This window comes from Arthrobacter psychrochitiniphilus, from assembly GCF_003185915.1.
Classification (GTDB): Bacteria; Actinomycetota; Actinomycetes; order Actinomycetales; family Micrococcaceae; genus Specibacter; species Specibacter psychrochitiniphilus.
On sequence record NZ_QHLZ01000003.1, the window covers coordinates 328,039 to 345,971 of the forward strand.

Genomic DNA, 17,933 nt, shown 5'->3' on the forward strand with positions numbered 1-17,933 from the left:
GCCTGCCTCAGTAGGTTAAGATTGTTGCGTGACTACTCCCGCTAAGGCCCAGACTTCCCAGAAGCCCGTCCTGGTTGTGGACTACGGTGCCCAGTACGCCCAGTTGATTGCGCGCCGTGTGCGTGAGGCCAATGTGTACTCGGAAATCGTGCCGCATACCTATACAACTGCGCAGTTGCTGGCTAAAAACCCGGCTGCCATCATCCTCTCCGGTGGACCATCAAGTGTCTACGCGGAAGGCGCACCCTCCGTAGGTGCAGACCTGTTTGAAGCCGGAATTCCTGTTTTGGGTATTTGCTACGGCTTCCAGGCCATGGCTGCCGCCCTTGGCGGTACCGTGGCTGAAACAGGAGCGCGCGAATACGGTTCCACTGAAGTGAATTTGGTGGGCGAAGACCGCTCCATTCTCAGCGCCACCGGCGCTTCCCAGACCACATGGATGAGCCACGGTGACTCTGTTCAGCAGGCTCCCGAAGGCTTCGATGTACTGGCAACTTCCGCCGGCGCTCCCGTTGCTGCCTTCGCCAATGAGGAAAAGTGCCTCTTCGGTGTGCAGTGGCACCCCGAGGTCAAGCACTCAGAGTTTGGCCAGACGGTGTTGGAGAACTTCTTGTTCAACGGCGCCAAGCTGGAAAAGAACTGGACTGCCACCAGCATTCTGGATGAGCAGGTGGCGCTGATCCGCAAGCAGATCGGCAGCGCCAAGGTTCTGTGTGGACTCTCCGGCGGCGTTGACTCAGCCGTTGCAGCAGCCCTGGTTCAGCGCGCCGTGGGAGACCAGCTCACCTGCGTATTCGTCAACCACGGCCTGTTGCGCCAAGGCGAGGCCGAGCAGGTTGAACTCGACTTCGTGGCATCCACCGGTGCCAAGCTGTACGTTGCCAACGAGCAGGACCGCTTCCTGAACGCCCTTGCCGGTGTTTCAGATCCGGAAACCAAGCGCAAGATCATTGGCCGTGAATTCATTCGCGCCTTCGAAGAAGCCGAACGGGCCATCATGGCTGAGGCCGCTTTGGACGGCGAAGAGATTAAGTTCCTCGTCCAGGGCACCCTGTACCCGGACGTCGTCGAATCCGGCGGCGGCGAGGGCGCAGCAAACATCAAGAGCCATCACAATGTTGGCGGACTGCCCGAGGACCTCCGTTTTGAGCTCGTGGAACCGTTGCGGGCCCTCTTCAAGGACGAAGTCCGTGCTGTCGGTGCCGAGCTTGGCCTGCCCGCCGAGATTGTTGGCCGCCAGCCGTTCCCCGGTCCAGGCCTGGGAATCCGCATTGTCGGTGAAATCACCGGCGAACGCCTGGAACTGCTCCGCAAGGCAGATGCCATTGCCCGTGCCGAGCTGACCGCAGCCGGTCTGGACAACGAGGTATGGCAGATGCCTGTTGTGCTTCTTGCCGATGTACGCAGTGTTGGTGTCATGGGCGATGGCCGCACCTACGGACACCCGATCGTGCTGCGCCCGGTGTCCTCAGAAGATGCCATGACCGCCGATTGGTCACGCCTGCCGTACGACCTCTTGGCAAAGATCTCCAACCGAATCACCAATGAGGTGGAAGGTGTTAACCGTGTGGTTCTGGACGTCACGTCCAAGCCGCCGGGAACCATTGAGTGGGAGTAATCCGGTAGGCGACGCTGGAGAGCGCCAAAACCCGATATTTCGGGCCTAATTTGGCGTTCTCCAGTGTGCCGATCAGGCAAAAAGGGCTGGGCGCGATAGCCTGAATCACATGTCAGTATGGTCAAGACCGTTCCGCTCAAGTGCAGAGAAGAAGGCACCCGTGTCCGAAGTTGCAGGGCCCAAGGAGAGCTCCTTGGAGTTCCAAGCCTGGCTTGCGGGATTGGACTCATACTCCGGTTCCGACACCGCATTGGCGTTTGCAATGACCGCACACGGCAGCATCTCTCTTACACACGCCCACCCATCGGGTCTGGCCCAGCTGCTGGCTGGCCGCAAGACCCGGCTATCTACCTTGATCCGGGAACCGGAACACTACGGCGCTGCCAAGAAGGCTGCCGCCGCGCTGCGGGCAAAGATTTTTGAACTGAGCACTGACCGCGGAATCGACGTCGGTTATCTCGGTGCCGGGATGGCCCGTTGGCCTGCCCAAACCAGTAACGAAGACAATGTTTGCGCGCCTGTCCTGTTGGCCGCCGTGGCACTAACCGTCCGCCCAGGACAGGACGACTACGAGCTCCAACTCATGGAGCAGGCACAAATTAACCCTGCCCTGGTCAAATACCTGGGCCAGCACACCACCATTCATATGGACGCGCTGGCGCTGGGCCGGCTGGCCTACAGCACCGCACGCTTTGATCCGGCACCCGTTCTGGACCGTGTCCGGTCATTGCTGGCACCCATTCCACACGCCACGGTGGATCATGAGCTGGTGGTATCCACGTTCGCCTTCCTCACTGATAACCTCAGTGACGCTGCATTGCTCGAGGGCACCGAACTTGTTGAGCTGGTACAGCGCCATAGCAGTGATGATGTCCTGCCTGTTGAGCTAGAACCCGACTTTTCACGCTTCGTCTCTCTGGATGATCGCCAGCCCGAGGATGAGATCCTGGTACTGGACGCCGATCCTCAGCAGCAGTACGTACTGGACATGATCCGCGCCGGCGAATCCGTGCTGGTGTCCACCCCGCCCGGTACGGGTCAAACCCAGACGGCCATCAACGCCATCGCCCAGCTTGTCCACGACGGCAAATCCGTCCTGGTAGTGGGTGAACGGCGCGGCACGCTCAATGAGCTGGCCCAGATTCTCAGCGAACACGATCTCGATTCGTTGTTGCTCCAACTCAGCGCCCAAAGCGGGCCGCAACAAATCAAATCGCAGCTGATCCGTGCCATCACACGCAACGAAAAAGCTGTGGAACCTACTGTGGGCAGCTTGCACGAAACCTTGGTTGATCACCGCCACCAGCTGGTGGATCATGTGGCGAGCCTGCACAACGTGCGTGAACGGTGGGGTTGTTCTCCCTACCAGGCCATGCAATCACTGGCCGAGCTGACCTCCATTCACCCGGCCCCCTCCACCACGGTGCGGCTTAAACGCAGTGTGTTGGATAGTATCCGCGACCGCAAGGATCTCAGCTCCAGGCTGCGCCGCGCCGCCGAGCTGGGTGCCTTCAGTCAGGTGGCTGTCAGCAGCGCCTGGCATGGTGCCCGCATGGTCACCCGCAAGGAAACCGAAGGTGCCTTCGCGTTGGCGGAGCAACTACATACCCAGGTGCCAGAGTTTTCCAAGAAGATGCGCGAAGTGGCCGAATTTGGTCAGATCCGTCAGGGTAGTACTTTTGCCGAGTGGGGACGCCAGCTGAACATGCTGGTAGCCATCCGGGAAAGCCTTGATAAGTTCAGCGCCGATATTTTTGACTGGTCAACGGATGAGATGATTGCCGCGACCGCAACCACCGCATGGCGCAGGGAACACGGTATTGATATGCCTGCCCTGCAACGGGCGCGATTCCGCCGCAATGCCAAGGACTTGGTACGCCCAGGCGTGCACATTGCAGACCTCCACGCCTCGCTGGTCCTTGTCAATGAACAAAGGGCCCTGTGGGCTGAAGCCGCCACGAGTAAGCGCCACCCCACCGTGCCTTCCGGCCTGGCGGAGCTGAGCCGCAGCTTCATTGCCCTGCGTGAAAAGCTGCTCAAGCTAGGTGCCGTTCTGGAACGCACTGTGGATGGCGGGGATCTGCTGAATTTCAACGCCAGAGAATTGGTTGGCCGGCTTGAGGCGCTGGTCGGTTCGCAGGAAACTCTGGAAACTCTGCCCGAGCGCACGCTGCTGCTTGAAGGCATGCGGGAACAAGGTCTGGGCGAGTTGCTTGAGGACCTTGCCCAGAGGGAGGTGCCCGCCTCACAAACCAGTTCTGAACTGGAGCTGGCGTGGTGGCAGTCTGCGCTGGAAGCCATGATCAGTGGTGATGAGTACCTTGCCATGTCCGACGGCGAGAACCTCCGCCGCTTGGAAGCTGAGTTCCGCTTGGCAGACCAGGCACATGTTGCTTCCGGACCCGGGCGTATCCGTTGGGGCTTGGCGCAGCAGTGGAAAGAGATTTTGGCTGGCCGCAACCGTCAAGGGGAGATGCTTCGCAACGTCCTCAAGGATGGGCGGGTCTCGCTGGCTGCCCTCAGTGCTCAAGCCCCGGACCTGCTCCGCAACCTGGCTCCCGTATTTGTGCTCAGTCCACTGGTGGTACCGGCAGCCATCCCTGCCGGTTACCGCTTCGACACGGTTCTCATTCTCGACGCCGAATCGACGTCGTTGCAGTCAGCGCTTCCCTCACTGGCACGCGCCAGCCAAGTGGTGGCCTTCGGTGACGAGCAAACTGCTTGCCCGAAGAGTTTTACGGTGGCGGTGAGCGCTCCTGATCAACGTGAGGTTGAGCAGCATCCCCTTGAAAGCATCTTTGGGGCGCTATCGAGAATTTTGCCGCGCCACAGGCTGACGGTTTCCTACCGAGCAGTTGATGAAGAGTTGATTCGCCAGCTCAGCAGTGGTTTCTACGATTCACAGCTTGAACGTCTGCCCGACGGGCGGACCGTCACCGGGCTCGAACGTGCCATCACGGTGGATTATCTGCCCGATGGCAAGGGCCTGCCCGGCAGCGACAGTGGCGGCGTGGAATCAGTTGTGGCTGAGGTGAACCGCGTGGTTGATCTGGTCTTTGAACATGCACGTGTGCGCCCCCGGGAATCGTTGGCCATCATCACCGCCAGTGAACGTCACGCGGTACGGGTGGCTCAGGCAATTCGCCTGCAGATGGCAAACCATCCTCTCCTGAGCGAGTTCTTTGCCTCGGGACCGGAGTCCTTCCGCGTGGTCACTGTGGACAGGGCCGCTGGTTTGGTCAGGGACAGGGTCATTTTCTCGCTCGGTTATGGCCGTACCCCGCATGGTCGGGCCCTGCACGGCTTTGGCTCGTTGTCAGAACCGGACGGTCGCGCAAAATTTGCGTTGGCCATGACACGGGCTCGTTCGCACATCCACATTGTCACGTGCTTTAGGCCTGAAGACCTTGATGGAAGCCGTCTGAGCTTTGGTGCTGTTGATTTCTTTGAACTGCTGGATCGCGAAATGGCCGGTAACTCCTTACTCGGCAACCCTGCGAGCCGGGCAGTGGATAGCGAGAAGGAAACCGGGGAAGATCCTCTCGTGGCGGATCTGGCCGACAGGCTCCGGGCCCGGGGCGCCCGTGTTTGGCACCATTATGACGGTGCCTTGGACATGGCGGCTGCACCGGATAACTTGGCGCTGTTGGGCCGCGCCGACCACGAAATCCCCGTGCCCGTTGCTGTGGAATCCGATGGTACGGCCAAGTACCAGAAGATGAGTGTGCGTGAACGCAGCAGGCTCCGCCCGCAGATGCTCGAACGCCTGGGATGGCGCTATGTGCCGCTGTGGACCATCGAAGTCTTTACCGACCCCTCGAGCTGCGCTGACCAGATAGCCCAATACCTCGGCATGGGATCCGGTGCAGGTGAAGCTGATCTGGCATCCCTCATGGGTACCACCTTGGACACCTCCATGACTGCGGTGATTGATTCGCCGCGTTCACGCCGCCGTCAAGGATCAGATGGTGAGCAGAGTGGCGAAACCTTAGAAGCAGCGCAGGAACAACCTGCCGTTGCCAGCACACCGAAAGAAACTGAAGAAGGAGAACGGCTCGTGGGTGAGCAAGCGGAGACTACTAGGGACGAAAACTTGGTATCCGCACCAGACGGGGCAACAGAAAATACTCCTGCACAGACAGCACCTGAATCAGAGCTGTTGCCCAAAATTGCGCCGCACGATGCCGACCACACCTGGGGCGATGACACCTCAGACCGTGGACATGACGCCTGGCTGCGAGAGAACAAACCCCCTCACTGGGGATAAAGAATGTTAGGACCACTATGGCCACGCCGCCAAAAATCCCCGGCCTGAATGCCTTTCGCCAGGACAAGCCCGGAACCCGCAGGCCCGTAACACCACGATTAGTTACAGCGGCTGCCAGGCTCCTCTGGCTTGCCGCGATCATGCAGATTGTTGCAAGCGTTTTTGCCCTGATACATGCTGCCTCACCTGATAGACGTGCAGCTCTGGAAGAGCAGATTGCTGCGATGGCCGGCAAGACGCCCAGCATCGAAGCCTACCAAAACATGGGTGTGCTCACAGTGGTCCTGGCGGGGCTGGTGACAGCCGGTGCTTATGTATTTTTCAGCTTTTACCTGACCCGTGGCAGAACCTGGGCACGCTCTGCTAGTGGGGTCCTCGTAGCGCTGACACTCATACAGCTGGTGGGCGTCAGCTACCCGGAAGGGTTTACTACCTTGGCCCAGGTGGTTTTGGGTGGCGTGGCAGTATCCCTGTGCTATTTGCCTGAATCCAGTAGGTTCTTCGCCCAGGTGAAAGCGTCCCGCTCCTAGCCGCGCCCTTTGCTAGGCTCTTTGATGGGCATTTTGAGCACTGGCGTGGGGGCGTCTTGTGGAACGATGATCAAAAATACCTTGCCATAGCCGCTGGCGCCCGCAAGTTGCAGAGCCTGGTCAGCGGAAGCCGCCACAACTACCAAGCCCTCAACGTTCTGGGTAGCCAGAAGCGTGTTTGCCGGGGCCGAATCTGGTATCCAAAGAACAGGGACAGCCGCGGCTAGTACCTCGTTGCGCACGGGTCCGTCCAATGCTTCGGAGCGGCTGAGCACCACCGTCACTAATTGGCCCTGGCTCAACAAGGCAAGCGTTGAGGGATCGCTGACCCGCAAGGGGACAGCTGCCGTCCCCGGAGGTGAGCCTATGAGGAGTTCATTGCCCAGCAGCGAGGCATCTGTCAGGACTTCGCCCCGCCGTACAGGGCCAGAGAGTTGGCGGCCCTGCCACACACTCTGGCGCGAATCCTGAGTTAGAGTCTGCGCCGGATACTGCGCTGGAGCTTGTGGCCGTTCCTGTGGCAGCCCTGTGGTCTTACTGGGGCTCGGGGACCCGGCCAGGTCCGGCGAAAACGCCCCGTCTGGCACCATGGCGTGTGCCACGGCTGCCGGCACCACATCGGCGCGACCAAGAGTGTGTCCCGCAGGTAGATCCCGCGATGCCAGAAGAACCTGGTCAGTTGCTGCTGCGGAGGGGGTCAGTAGTTGCACGCTCAACGCAGCAGCCAAGCATAAAAGTAGTGCTGCCAGTAGCCGTTTGCGGCGCTTGGCAACCCGCAGCAGCCTCGCAAAAGCAGTGGGCCGTGAGGAGTGATTCGCCCAGCTATTCCACTGCCACGAAGGGCCTGGGAAGGACTGTGCTTTTGAGGGAGACCGGGCTGTCTTCATGAGTCCACGGTAGGGATTCCCAGGGCACTAAAAAAGGTGCGCTAACGGGATTGTGGAGAACTCAACCGCGGTTGCACGTGTGAGGGAAGTAGCAGTTCTAGTACTTGGGGCAGAGAATTTTTTGGCAGGATTCTAGCCTGGGTTTCACCCGCAATGAGGTTAGCCCGGGTTCAACCAGTGCGCGGATTGGCAAGGAGTCTCAGCTGGTCGAGCTGCCAGAGCTGGCAGCAACAGGAGTCTTGGACGGGCTACTGGGAGCGCTTGCCGAGCCTGAGGAAGCAGATTCTGAGCCAGCTGAGCCGGCACTGGATCCGGTTGTTGCAGAAGCGGCGGCAGGCACGGAACTTGAGGTGCTGCGGGAATCAGTACGGTAGAAACCTGATCCCTTGAAAACCACGCCCACAGAGTTGAACTTTTTGCGCAGCGTGCCGCGGCATTCGGGGCAGACACTCAGGGAGTCCTCGGAAAAGGTCTGCTGGATGTCAAAAGCGTGGCCGCAATCTTTGCAGGCGTAAGCGTACGTGGGCACTGAAGTTCCTCCTGGATGCATGCTTAAGGACCTTGTAATTGACAGCGATTCGGCTGGCAATCCACGGTCCCTAACACTAATTCTATCACCGGCAGTCACAATGCCTTGTGGGGAGCGTTGCCTGTGGGAAACATTAGAGGAGGGCGTCATTGCTATACCTCGTGGTTGGGCCTAACTAGCTGACTCGGGCAGTAGCTGCGGGCTTAGAGAATTGCTGCTCGGCCAAGGGGAATCCAGGCTGAGGGAGTCAACGCATAGTTGACGGGCATATCGAGGCTGTTGTGTGGGAGATCTCCGGCGGGCAGGAATTCATTGTCATAGATCACTGCAGCCAGCGGGACTCCGGGGGAACGGGCCAGGAACCTGTCGTAGTAGCCGCCGCCTTGGCCCAGACGTGCACCTGTTGCATCTACCGCCAACGCCGGAACAATGATTGCCAGGACCTGCGCCCCGGCACGTGCCGAAGCTGGCGCCCCAGAAGGTGCCGCCGAAGAAGGCGCCACCGAAGAGTCGCCTGCGAGTTCCTCGTAGGAGGCGCGGGGGCCGCACGGCTCCATAACGGGGGCGAGGGTGCTCCTGACGAGTTCGGACTGGGGGTCCCACCGGACCCAACTGAGCTGAAAATCGGGTTCGCACACTGGTACATGAACCTTGTAGCCTGCCGCAGTGCAGGCCCGCAGAAGCTCCGCAGTGGGGGGCTCGTGAGCTGTTGATATATAGGCAAGAACAATCATGCCGGGATGGCTGCCGTTCAAGGCGGCGAGCCATTCCAGGGTCACTCTTGCCAGGTGGGCGCCGTCTGAACCCACCGTTTCGGGGCCCACGGCGGAATTGGTGCCCGCTCGGCGTCGTGCTCTTAGGCGGGCGCGCAAGGAAACTTTGCTCGGGAGGGCCACTGCGCTCCAATCAGTGCGGGGGAAATGATGTCCAGATTACAATAGCGGGGGAATTCTGCGGAGTTCGGTTACTCTTGGGGCATGACTTCTGCACAGCATGTACGTAAAGCGGTAATTCCAGCAGCTGGTTTGGGGACCCGATTCCTGCCCGCGACCAAGGCCATGCCCAAGGAAATGTTGCCAGTTGTTGACAAGCCTGCCATTCAATACGTGGTTCAGGAAGCTGTCAACGCCGGACTGACCGATGTTTTGATGATTACAGGGCGCAACAAGCGCGCCTTGGAAGACCACTTTGACCGGGTTCCGGTCACCGAGCAACTGCTGGAGGAAAAGGGCGATCGCGAACGTCTCGCGGCGGTCCAGCATGCCACCGACCTCGGCGAAATTCACTATGTCCGCCAGGGTGACCCCAAGGGTCTGGGGCACGCAGTGTTGCGCGCCAAGACTCACGTGGGCAACGAGCCGTTTGCGGTTCTGCTCGGTGATGACTTGATCGATGAGCGCGATGAACTGCTGACCACCATGATCGAAGTTCAGGAACGCACCGGCGGCTCCGTGGTGGCGTTGATTGAAGTTCCTGCGGACAAGATTTCTTCCTATGGCTGTGCCGATATGACAGTGATCGAGGGGGAGAACTATGTTCGGGTCAACCATCTGGTGGAGAAGCCCTCTAGAGAGGAAGCCCCGTCCAACCTGGCCGTCATTGGCCGCTATGTGCTGCACCCGGCAGTATTTGAAGTCCTTGAACACACGGCACCCGGACGCGGCAATGAAATTCAGCTGACCGACGCACTCCAAACCCTGGCAACTATGGAGGGCGAAGGCGGCGGGGTCTACGGTGTGGTGTTCCGCGGCCGCCGCTACGACACGGGAGATAAGCTCAGCTACTTGAAAGCTGTTGTGACGCTGGCCTGCGAAAGCGAAGATCTGGGCGAGGATCTACGCGAATGGTTGGGCGAATTCACCGCCGAACTCAAGGCATAACTGCGTGTGGGGGCAGGCCATCTGGCCGGTGACCTTGGAATGCGGCGATTTGATCCTGCGCCCCATCAAGATTCGTGATCAACGTGAGTGGACACGGGTACGCACACGCAACGCTGCGTGGCTGGAACCTTGGGAAGCAAGCAGCCCCGCAGGGCCGGACCAGCTTCCCACCTATGCGGGAATGGTCCGCGTCCTGAACCAACAGGCGCGGCAGGGATCCGCGCTGCCATTTATCATCACGGAGCGGCAGCCAGGCACGCCGAAACCAGCAATTGTTGGGCAATTGACCGTTTCCTCCATTGTGTGGGGATCTGCACTGTCAGCCACCTTGGGCTATTGGGTGGATCAGGGCCGGGCAGGCCGGGGCATTGCGCCGACAGCTGTTGCCATGGCCACCGACCACTGCTTTAAGGTGATGGGGCTGCACCGGATGGAAATCAACATTCGTCCGGAGAACGCCGCGAGTTTGCGTGTTGTGGAGAAATTGGGCTTCAGAGATGAAGGTTTGCGTCCCCGCTACCTGCACATCAATGGCAAATGGGCGGATCATCGGAGCTTTGCGTTGACGGACGAGGAAGTTCCCGAGGGAATTCTTGCCAGATGGATGTCCCAGTTCCCCTGAGCTGGCCTGAGTCAGCCTGAGTTGGCCTAGCGTGCAAAGTGCGCAAGTATGAAATATGGCCTCTCTTGTGAAGCCGGGGCGTTCACATAATGTAAGAAATGTCAGTTTTTCTGCCTTGGCGAGCGACACACCGGCAGTAATGCTGGGAGGGTTCTATTTCCCCTTTAGGGTTGAAATGTGGCCGGGCACGCACAACTGGTCCACACCAATCCAGCAGTTGCAGGAGACGTCAATGGAAAGCATTACTTCCGACGCCCACACCCACGTGGAGCCGGAACCTTCAACCGCCGTGCCCTCGGCAGCTGGGAATCCCCTGCAGATCCGCTGGGGCCGAACACTTTTTGCCTGTCTTGGCCTGGTGGCTCTTGTGACGGCAGGCATTTCTGGGGCGTTGACAGTTTTTTCCCTCGGCTCTTCCGTATTTTCCTGGACGTCACTGGCCGTTTTTGCCGGCGTGATCGTAACCCTGCGTTCCCTTGCTGTGAGGGATCAGACTGCCCGTAGGAATGCCCGGAATGCGGCCCGGGCCATAGCTTCGGCGGAGTTCGAGGAGACCGCTTCGCCGGTCCCGGAACCCCGAGAAACAACTCTTTTTGATGGTGCCGAAGGTGCGCCGCCTGCTCCGGCGCAAAAGCCGCTTACTGCTGAAGAATTGCGGGCCGCAGCGATGCGCGTGGCAGCCAAGGGCAGCGCCGATGCCAAGCTGGCGCACACGCAGACATTGGCGGAAGGGGAGCTGGAAACGGAGACCTGGGAGCCCGTTGAAGTTCCTGTGCCTGGCTATGTCAGCGCTGCCCGGGCCCTGAGCCTGGAGAAGCCGCTAAATCTTCCGGAAGCGCCAAAGTCTGCCGGAACCTCCATCAAGGCCGATCAAGCCGGAGTGGGCACGGCTACCGGGCGCGAGGGTGTTGCGGTAGTTCCGGATGTTCCGCTCAACGAGGATGAGGTTGGCGCAAAGGCCGCCCCTGCACCGGGTGAACGCAGTCAGTACGCCTTGAACAACCTAGATGACGTGCTTCAGCGCAGACGCGCTTAACACTGAACCTAGTTAAAGCAGAACAGCCGAATCCTTTGGATTTGGCTGTTCTGCTTTAACGCTGTTCTGTTTTAACCCCGGGGGCGTACTGTGAGCAGCATGGTGAATTTGGCTGTGGCAGGAGGAACCGGGCTCGCCGGCCGGGCGGTGGTGGCCGAGGCCATTGTTGCCGGGCACAAGGTACGTTCCCTGAGTAGACACATACCCCCAGCTGATCAGCAGGTGGCGGGGGCGGACTATGTTCGCGCGGACTTTCGCTCAGGCGTTGGAGTGGCAGAAGCCTTGGACGGGGTGGAGGTCCTCATTGAAACCATGGACGCCCGCTCCGGGGCGGCGTTGAAGGCGCTGCCGGGGATGTCAGTTGCGGTTCTCGACTCTGCCGCTCGGGCAGGGATACGGCGTTGCGTGCTGCTGACGATTATCAACGCGCGTGAATGTGCCATGAATTATTATCAGGTGCAGGCGGCGCGGGCCCTCAGCTACGAAAAATCAGAGATGCCCACAACAGTGGTTGAGGCTACCCAATTCCACAACTTGGTGGCAGGAATTTTCTCGGCGGCTTCCAGAATGGGAATCATCCCTGCCTTCAGGGGAGTCTGTTTCCAAGCAATTTCGACGGCGGACGTGGCGGCTGTTTTGGTGGCGGAAGCAGGGCGTGGCGGCCAGGAAAAAGTGAGTGTCCGTGCAGGGGGACCAGATGTCCAAACTATGCATGAGATGGCCCAAATCTGGAAAAGCGTCACCGGCAGCAAAGCAGTTATCTCACAGTTACCGCTGCCGGGTTCCTTCGGCGCGTTCCTGCGGGCAGGGCGAAACTTGATCCCTGACGATGTTGCTGGGGCCGTGGAGTTCCGTGAATGGTTGGCTGGCCACGCGGCCGGCTGAATCTGGCAGGCCTGCGGCGAAGACTTTGGAGCCTGGCTCTTAGGTTCGTTCCGTGCTGTGTCCACAATGCGCGAATCCCTGCGATTCTCATGCGGGCTAATGGCGATTTTGTCTCCAGCAACATTATGGGTTTATTCTGGAAAATGACGGGATCCGCGTGCTTGTGGATCTTGCCAGGGGCTATGGCGCAGTTGGTAGCGCGCTTCGTTCGCATCGAAGAGGTCAGGAGTTCGAATCTCCTTAGCTCCACCCATAGAGAAGCCATCTGACTAGGCTAAACGCCAGTCAGAGGGGCTTTTTCATGCCGCAAATAGGGGAGCAAAAAATGCGGCGCACCGCAAACGTACCGCAAAGACTCCCGTGCGCGACGCAGAGAAGCGCCCAACCCACTCGAGTATGCAGTGGGCGCGGCGCTGTTATATTCTTCGGCGGAGCCACGGAGGCGGCGACTTGGCGGAGGTCAATGCCGCACGGCCACGGCAAACACCAGAACTGGCTCAGCGTTGGAAGGTGACGTGGATGATACCGCTCTCCGCGACCTCGGAAGTGACGCTGTAGCCGGATTCCAGCTCGCGCAGATCTTCCCAGAGGTTGATGCCACGGCCCAGCAGGATGGGGGTGATGCCAACGTGGAGCCGATCAATCAGGCCGGCCTTGAGGAAATCGCGTACAACGCTAGCCCCACCGCCAATCCGCACGTCCTTTCCTCCTGCAGCGCCTTGTGCCATAGCCAAGGCCTAGGCGGGCGTGGCTGAAATGAAGGTGAAGGTGGTTCCTCCCAGCATTTCCAGCGATGGCCGCTGCGAGTGCGTGAGTATAAACACCGGTGCCCTGAACGGTGGCTCCTCACCCCACCAGCCTTGCCACTTGGGATCATCCGGGAAGTTGTGCAAGCCAAACATTCCGGCGCCCATGATCTCAGCGCCAATCCCCTCGAAATAAGCCTCTGCATAACGGTCGTCGACGCCGGTTGTGCCGCCGCCGCTCTCATCGTGCAGCACCCGCTGGCGGAACGTCCGGGTCGCCGTGTACGCCTGGACAAGCCGGCCCCAGTCAATGCCAAAGGGATTTTTCAGGGTTTGGTCGGTGGTGGTGGCGTATCCATCCAAGGAAATATTCAAATCTGCGCGAACAGTCATCACTTCTCCTGACAACTTCTCCTGACGAAAACTAGGGTGCTTCCATCTGAAATCACTGTAGTAGGGCGCGGGATTGAGTCAAGCGGGAGGGTCAACTCGCTCTCGGCCCAGCTTTCTGGCGGCGATTACCAGCATGAGCGCCGCGGCAGCCGTTGATGCGGCCACAACAGTCTCGGTCCACCGCGCCGTGTCATGAGATTGGCCCGCAAACACAGGCGCAATCAGATACGTGGCGATGAAATAGCCAACCATACTTGAACCAATCAGGAACAGGGCGGCGGCTGAAGCAGCTGGCGCACGGCGCAACCACCGTACTGCCAAAATAATCAGCCCTAAACCAGGCAGCCACGCCAAGTCGAGCCATTGATACAGCGGGGAAGCAATGCCTGCCATACCGGAGAGGAGAGCATGAGTTCCCATGAAGGTGAAAATTCCAGCCACCACAAGGACTACCATCACCTCCGCTGCGACGAGCGTGGCGGCGAAGACTGCGGCAATCACTTTGCCGGTCCCGTTGGGCGCCGTCGCGGCACTTCCGCCCGCTGCCGCGTTCCTTTGTGGCAGGACTCCCAGCAGTAGGACTCCTAGTGTCATGACGAGAATACCGACGGCCTGAATGAGGAGGCCCACCCCTAAAAGCTGGGCTGCCGTACCAATGGCTACCCAGTCGTACCAGGGGAAATAGTAGTCATAGACGTGGTCCTCAACTGAGAGGTCATCGGACCCCAAGGAGCCGCTAAAAATAACCCAGCGCTGGAGTGAGGCGGCGCATTGCAGTGCGGCAGAGCAGAAAAATATCCCCGCTGCTACGAGCAGGCAAATGTTCGAAGCCTTGCGCAAGCGAACCTTCCGCTCTGCCAGGGGGGAGGTGCCGTTATCCAGCATGTGCTCACCATAGCACCGGCCATAGTGACTTGACTCACAGCTGGTGTGCACCGCCCGTCAACCCCTCCGCCGGTGCGCTTTAGTCCTGTGCTTGGTGGCTCAGTAGACTTGCTTCTATGGAGGCCCTTGCATTGACCCGACGCGAGACGTGGTCAGTGGCCGGTTCCCCTCTTCTGCGTGGCAGCCTCATTGCCCTGATGCTGATCCTCGGGCTGCTGGCCATGCACGGCGTCCACAGGAGCGCCCCCGCCGCATTTCAAGCCACACCTTTTCACGGCACACCTTTTCACGGCACGACGGCGGACTCCTCCAGCATGCACGGGGCGGGCCCTGCCGTGATGAGTGCAGCCGCTGACACCGGAGTTTTCATTGCCCCGGATGCCATGTGTGCCAATTGTCCATCCGGGGCGCTTTCGATGACCGTCAGTTGCGTTGCCGCCGTGGTTCTTGCTTTCCTGCTGCTCCTGCCCGGAATCCTGACCGGCCGCCTCCGGCAAGCGCCGCGCGCCGGACCACCTCCGCACGTGCATGGCCTTCCCCGGCCCAGTACCCCTTCTCTGAATTTCCTTTGCATCAATCGATGCTGAGGGGTAGAGCTCTTGCGCCCTACTGACACCTCTTCATTGATCAACAAGGAACACTCATGAATCAGAAAATTACCCGCCGTGCCTCCCTTTCCGGAGCTATCGCCATGGCTGCAGCTTCAATGCTGTTGTTGGCAGGATGTTCCACCCCGGCACCCACACCTTCGGCTGTCAGCGCCCCACCGAGCGCTGCCACAGAACTCATTGCTGAGCTCGGCTTTGACGGCAAGAGCGCCAAGGACGTCATCACCGAACTGGACACCCTGCCTGTGGCTGAGCGTTCCAGCGAGCTGATGGCGTCAATCCGGCCAGAAGCATTGACGCTGCGTGATGCCGCAAATCGTGAAGCTACCCTGCCCATGCCAGCCAACGAATTCTACGTTTCCGTGGCCCCGTATGTGAGCCAAACGCACGAATGTCATTTCCATAGCCTCACCACCTGTCTGGGCGAGTTGGCGAACCAGGAGGTGGAAGTCACCGTCACGAATGATGCCACCGGTGAGGTCCTCATCAAGGAAGCGCTGCACACCTATGACAACGGCTTTTTGGGGTTGTGGCTGCCGCGAGGAATCGACGCTACCTTGACCTTGAACCAGGGCGGCAAGAGCGCCACGCAGGTGCTGTCCACTAAAAACGCTGACGACCCCACCTGCGTCACCACCACGCAACTGAGCTAATAAAGAGATTCCTGGCCCTGTTCACGCACCCAACCGTGGGCATAACATCCTTCCATGGACTGGAAACTGGAACTTGTGTTTGCGCCGGCCTCTGACGTGGATAGGGCCAAGTATTTTTTATGTGAATAAGGTGAACTTCAACGCTGACTATGACGAGCGCCCCGGATGCGGATTTCGTTTTGTTCAGCTGACCCCACCTGGCTTGGCGTGTTCCATCTGCCTAGGGGAGGGGCTCACCAATGCTGCTCCGTGCTCCGCACCAAAGCTGCAAATGGTGGTGGCAAATATTGAAGCTGCTCATGCCCAGTTCGCCGCCACCGGTGTGGGCGCCACCGGTGTGGACGTCACCGGTGTGGACGTCCACACCTGGGGTAGCTTTGTTTACTTCGCCGATCCCGACGGCAACAAGTGGGCCGTGCAATCCATGGCCAGCCGGTCCAACGGCTGACTCTAACCCGCGTTATGGCGCAGAAGTGCCCTCTGCACGCCCGGGCAGGGAATCTCTGGAAGACTGCGGCTGTGATCCGGGCCTATAAGTTTCTTTCACTGCGCTCACATCATGTAGCATTACCAAGCCGTTACTTTTAACGGTTGTCATCGGGATTGTAACTTTCGGCAATAACCTGGGACGCCACGCCTCATACATCCATATGTAAGGGGCGATCCGTCTGTCTTTGCCCGAGGAATCATCCGTGACTTCGCCCTGTGAGGGCGCCGCCATTGCCGCCCGCCCCGCAACATGTGCGTCCTTTTTGGAAAAATTCGGTTCTCCTCGGCTCAGATGCTGGCTTCGACGACGTCGTCAAGCCTAGAGCGAAGGGAATTGTAGTGTTCAAGCAACTTTCAAAGATCGGCAAGGCATTTATGCTGCCGGTCGCCATTCTTCCGGCAGCTGGTCTGCTGCTGGGTATTGGCGGGGCACTGTCCAACCCCACCACGGTGGCCGCGTACCCGTTCCTGGACAACAACGTTCTGCAGGGCATTTTCGGTGTGATGTCTGCGGCCGGTGCCACCGTCTTTGACAACCTGGCGATCCTGCTCGCCGTTGGCCTGTGTATTGGTCTGGCCAAGCGAGACAAGGGCACCGCAGCCCTTGCCGGCGTGGTTGGGTACCTGGTCATGGTGGCCACCATCAAGTCACTGTTGGATATCTTTACCCCTGACGCCCCAGCCATTGACACCGGTGTTGTTGGCGCCTTGGTGGTGGGTGGCGCGGCAGTTGTTCTGCATAACCGCTTCCATAACATTCAGCTTCCGGCCGTGCTTGGCTTCTTTGGCGGTTCTCGCTTTGTCCCTATTGTGACGGCCTTTGCCGCCATCTTTGTAGGGGCCCTGTTCTTCCTTATCTGGCCGCCAGTCCAAATGGCACTGGTCAGCGCCGGCACCGGAATTGCCGGGATGGGCGCCTTTGGCACCTTCTTGTACGGCACACTGCTGCGCCTGAGCGGTGCCGCCGGACTGCACCACATGATCTACCCCATGTTCTGGTACACACCCCTGGGCGGCACTGAGCTTGTCAATGGTGTTCAGGTGGTTGGTGCACAGAAGATCTTCTTCGCCCAGCTCGCTGACCCTAACCATGTTGGCTTGTTCACCGAAGGGACCCGCTTCTTCGCAGGCCGCTTTGCCACCATGATGTTTGGCCTGCCCGGCGCCTGCCTTGCCATGTGGCACTGCATCCCGAAGGGCCGCCGCGCCAAGTACATGGGCTTGTTCGCCTCCGTTGCCTTGACCTCCTTTGTCACCGGCATCACCGAACCCATTGAATTCATGTTCTTGTTTGTGGCCCCGGTCCTGTACGTGGTCCACGCCATCTTTGACGGGCTCTCGTTCCTGATTGCGGACCTGCTCAACATCAGCATCGGTAACACCTTCTCCGGTGGCCTGATCGACTTCCTGCTCTTTGGCGTCTTCCAAGGCAATGACCGCACCAACTGGATCCTGCTCATCCCCGTGGGCGTGGTGTGGTTCTTCCTCTACTACTTCACGTTCAAATTCATGATCAAGAAGTTCAAGTTCGGCACACCCGGCCACCTGGAAGACACCCTCGGGAACGACGACGACGCCACGGCGGATGAAAAAGAGCTGGTTCCTGCCATGGCCGGTGGAATGGCAGCAGGTACTCCCATTCAGCAGGAAGCTGCACAGATCCTGATTGCTTTGGGTGGGGCCGAGAACTTAGAAGAGGTTGATGCCTGCATCACCCGCCTGCGGGTTTCCGTCAAGGACCCCGCCCAGGTGGACAAGGAGAAGCTGCGCAAACTTGGCGCAACGGGCGTCTTTGAAGTCAGCGGCGGCGTACAAGCCGTGTACGGCGGGAAAGCCATCCTTTACAAGAACGCAATTAATGAGAGTCTTGGCCTTGACGACTAATATCCTGGCCTCCCAACCATG

At 59.5% G+C, this 17,933-nt stretch carries 16 protein-coding genes, 1 tRNA gene and 2 pseudogenes; 13 read left to right on the forward strand and 6 right to left on the reverse strand.

Annotation, left to right across the window (positions count from 1 at the left end; translation table 11 throughout):
• The first annotated feature begins 28 nt into the window (after positions 1 to 28).
• The 3 genes from guaA to CVS29_RS07115 all read left to right on the forward strand — a co-directional run bounded on the left by guaA (position 29) and on the right by CVS29_RS07115 (position 6,415).
• Positions 29 to 1,618, forward strand: a complete 1,590-nt coding sequence (guaA, locus tag CVS29_RS07105) for a glutamine-hydrolyzing GMP synthase (protein ID WP_110105620.1) — start codon at positions 29 to 31, stop codon at positions 1,616 to 1,618.
• A gap of 109 nt (positions 1,619 to 1,727) precedes the next feature.
• Complete coding sequence (locus tag CVS29_RS07110; RefSeq protein ID WP_110105621.1) at positions 1,728 to 5,885, forward strand: DUF4011 domain-containing protein; 4,158 nt, start codon at positions 1,728 to 1,730, stop codon at positions 5,883 to 5,885.
• 17 nt (positions 5,886 to 5,902) lie between these two features.
• The gene (locus tag CVS29_RS07115; RefSeq protein WP_110105622.1) at positions 5,903 to 6,415 is read left to right on the forward strand and encodes a hypothetical protein; all 513 of its coding nucleotides are present in this window, start codon (positions 5,903 to 5,905) and stop codon (positions 6,413 to 6,415) included.
• Here the strand turns inward: CVS29_RS07115 and CVS29_RS07120 are convergent.
• Entirely contained in the window at positions 6,412 to 7,302 is an 891-nt protein-coding gene (locus CVS29_RS07120; RefSeq protein ID WP_179442475.1) for a CpaB family protein, read from the reverse strand. The genes CVS29_RS07115 and CVS29_RS07120 overlap by 4 nt on opposite strands.
• Positions 7,303 to 7,406: 104 nt before the next feature.
• Here CVS29_RS07120 and CVS29_RS19185 point away from each other — a divergent pair, with 104 nt between their 5' ends.
• Positions 7,407 to 7,676, forward strand: a complete 270-nt coding sequence (locus tag CVS29_RS19185) for a hypothetical protein (RefSeq protein ID WP_306457071.1) — start codon at positions 7,407 to 7,409, stop codon at positions 7,674 to 7,676.
• Positions 7,677 to 7,690: 14 nt separating this feature from the next.
• On the opposite strand, the pseudogene CVS29_RS19190 reads toward CVS29_RS19185, so the two are convergent.
• Both CVS29_RS19190 and CVS29_RS07130 read right to left on the reverse strand, forming a co-directional pair.
• Positions 7,691 to 7,981: pseudogene (locus CVS29_RS19190) on the reverse strand (FmdB family zinc ribbon protein); the annotation flags it as partial.
• A 53-nt stretch (positions 7,982 to 8,034) separates the two neighbouring features.
• On the reverse strand, positions 8,035 to 8,655 hold the full coding sequence (locus CVS29_RS07130; protein ID WP_110105624.1) for a 5-formyltetrahydrofolate cyclo-ligase: 621 nt from the start codon (positions 8,653 to 8,655) through the stop codon (positions 8,035 to 8,037).
• A gap of 153 nt (positions 8,656 to 8,808) precedes the next feature.
• Between CVS29_RS07130 and galU the strand changes: the two genes are divergently transcribed.
• The 5 genes from galU (at position 8,809) to CVS29_RS07155 (ending at position 12,503) form a co-directional block, all read left to right on the forward strand.
• A complete protein-coding gene (gene galU / locus CVS29_RS07135) occupies positions 8,809 to 9,711 on the forward strand; it encodes a UTP--glucose-1-phosphate uridylyltransferase GalU (protein ID WP_110105625.1) in 903 nt (300 codons plus the stop codon).
• Positions 9,712 to 9,715: 4 nt separating this feature from the next.
• The gene (locus CVS29_RS07140; RefSeq protein ID WP_110105626.1) at positions 9,716 to 10,333 is read left to right on the forward strand and encodes a GNAT family N-acetyltransferase; all 618 of its coding nucleotides are present in this window, start codon (positions 9,716 to 9,718) and stop codon (positions 10,331 to 10,333) included.
• A gap of 232 nt (positions 10,334 to 10,565) precedes the next feature.
• Complete coding sequence (locus CVS29_RS07145; RefSeq protein ID WP_110105627.1) at positions 10,566 to 11,369, forward strand: hypothetical protein; 804 nt, start codon at positions 10,566 to 10,568, stop codon at positions 11,367 to 11,369.
• A 99-nt stretch (positions 11,370 to 11,468) separates the two neighbouring features.
• Positions 11,469 to 12,254 carry an SDR family oxidoreductase gene (locus CVS29_RS07150; RefSeq protein WP_110105628.1) on the forward strand — a complete coding sequence of 262 codons (786 nt, stop codon included), beginning with the start codon at positions 11,469 to 11,471 and terminating at the stop codon, positions 12,252 to 12,254.
• Between the two features lie 176 nt (positions 12,255 to 12,430).
• A tRNA-Ala gene (locus tag CVS29_RS07155) sits at positions 12,431 to 12,503 on the forward strand.
• A gap of 248 nt (positions 12,504 to 12,751) precedes the next feature.
• Here the strand turns inward: CVS29_RS07155 and CVS29_RS19195 are convergent.
• The 3 genes from CVS29_RS19195 to CVS29_RS07165 form a co-directional block, all read right to left on the reverse strand.
• On the reverse strand, positions 12,752 to 12,982 hold the full coding sequence (locus CVS29_RS19195; protein ID WP_306457018.1) for a dihydrofolate reductase family protein: 231 nt from the start codon (positions 12,980 to 12,982) through the stop codon (positions 12,752 to 12,754).
• A gap of 9 nt (positions 12,983 to 12,991) precedes the next feature.
• On the reverse strand, positions 12,992 to 13,393 hold the full coding sequence (locus tag CVS29_RS19200; RefSeq protein WP_306457017.1) for a dihydrofolate reductase family protein: 402 nt from the start codon (positions 13,391 to 13,393) through the stop codon (positions 12,992 to 12,994).
• Positions 13,394 to 13,471: 78 nt separating this feature from the next.
• Complete coding sequence (locus CVS29_RS07165) at positions 13,472 to 14,278, reverse strand: hypothetical protein (RefSeq protein WP_110105629.1); 807 nt, start codon at positions 14,276 to 14,278, stop codon at positions 13,472 to 13,474.
• Positions 14,279 to 14,394: 116 nt separating this feature from the next.
• Between CVS29_RS07165 and CVS29_RS07170 the strand changes: the two genes are divergently transcribed.
• The 4 genes and pseudogenes from CVS29_RS07170 to CVS29_RS07185 all read left to right on the forward strand — a co-directional run bounded on the left by CVS29_RS07170 (position 14,395) and on the right by CVS29_RS07185 (position 17,912).
• The gene (locus CVS29_RS07170) at positions 14,395 to 14,865 is read left to right on the forward strand and encodes a hypothetical protein (RefSeq protein ID WP_146213008.1); all 471 of its coding nucleotides are present in this window, start codon (positions 14,395 to 14,397) and stop codon (positions 14,863 to 14,865) included.
• Between the two features lie 56 nt (positions 14,866 to 14,921).
• Entirely contained in the window at positions 14,922 to 15,539 is a 618-nt protein-coding gene (locus CVS29_RS07175) for a CueP family metal-binding protein (RefSeq protein ID WP_110105631.1), read from the forward strand.
• Between the two features lie 54 nt (positions 15,540 to 15,593).
• A pseudogene (locus tag CVS29_RS07180) lies at positions 15,594 to 15,987 on the forward strand (VOC family protein).
• Between the two features lie 380 nt (positions 15,988 to 16,367).
• Positions 16,368 to 17,912, forward strand: a complete 1,545-nt coding sequence (locus CVS29_RS07185; protein ID WP_110105632.1) for a PTS transporter subunit EIIC — start codon at positions 16,368 to 16,370, stop codon at positions 17,910 to 17,912.
• The last annotated feature ends 21 nt before the right edge of the window (positions 17,913 to 17,933 follow it).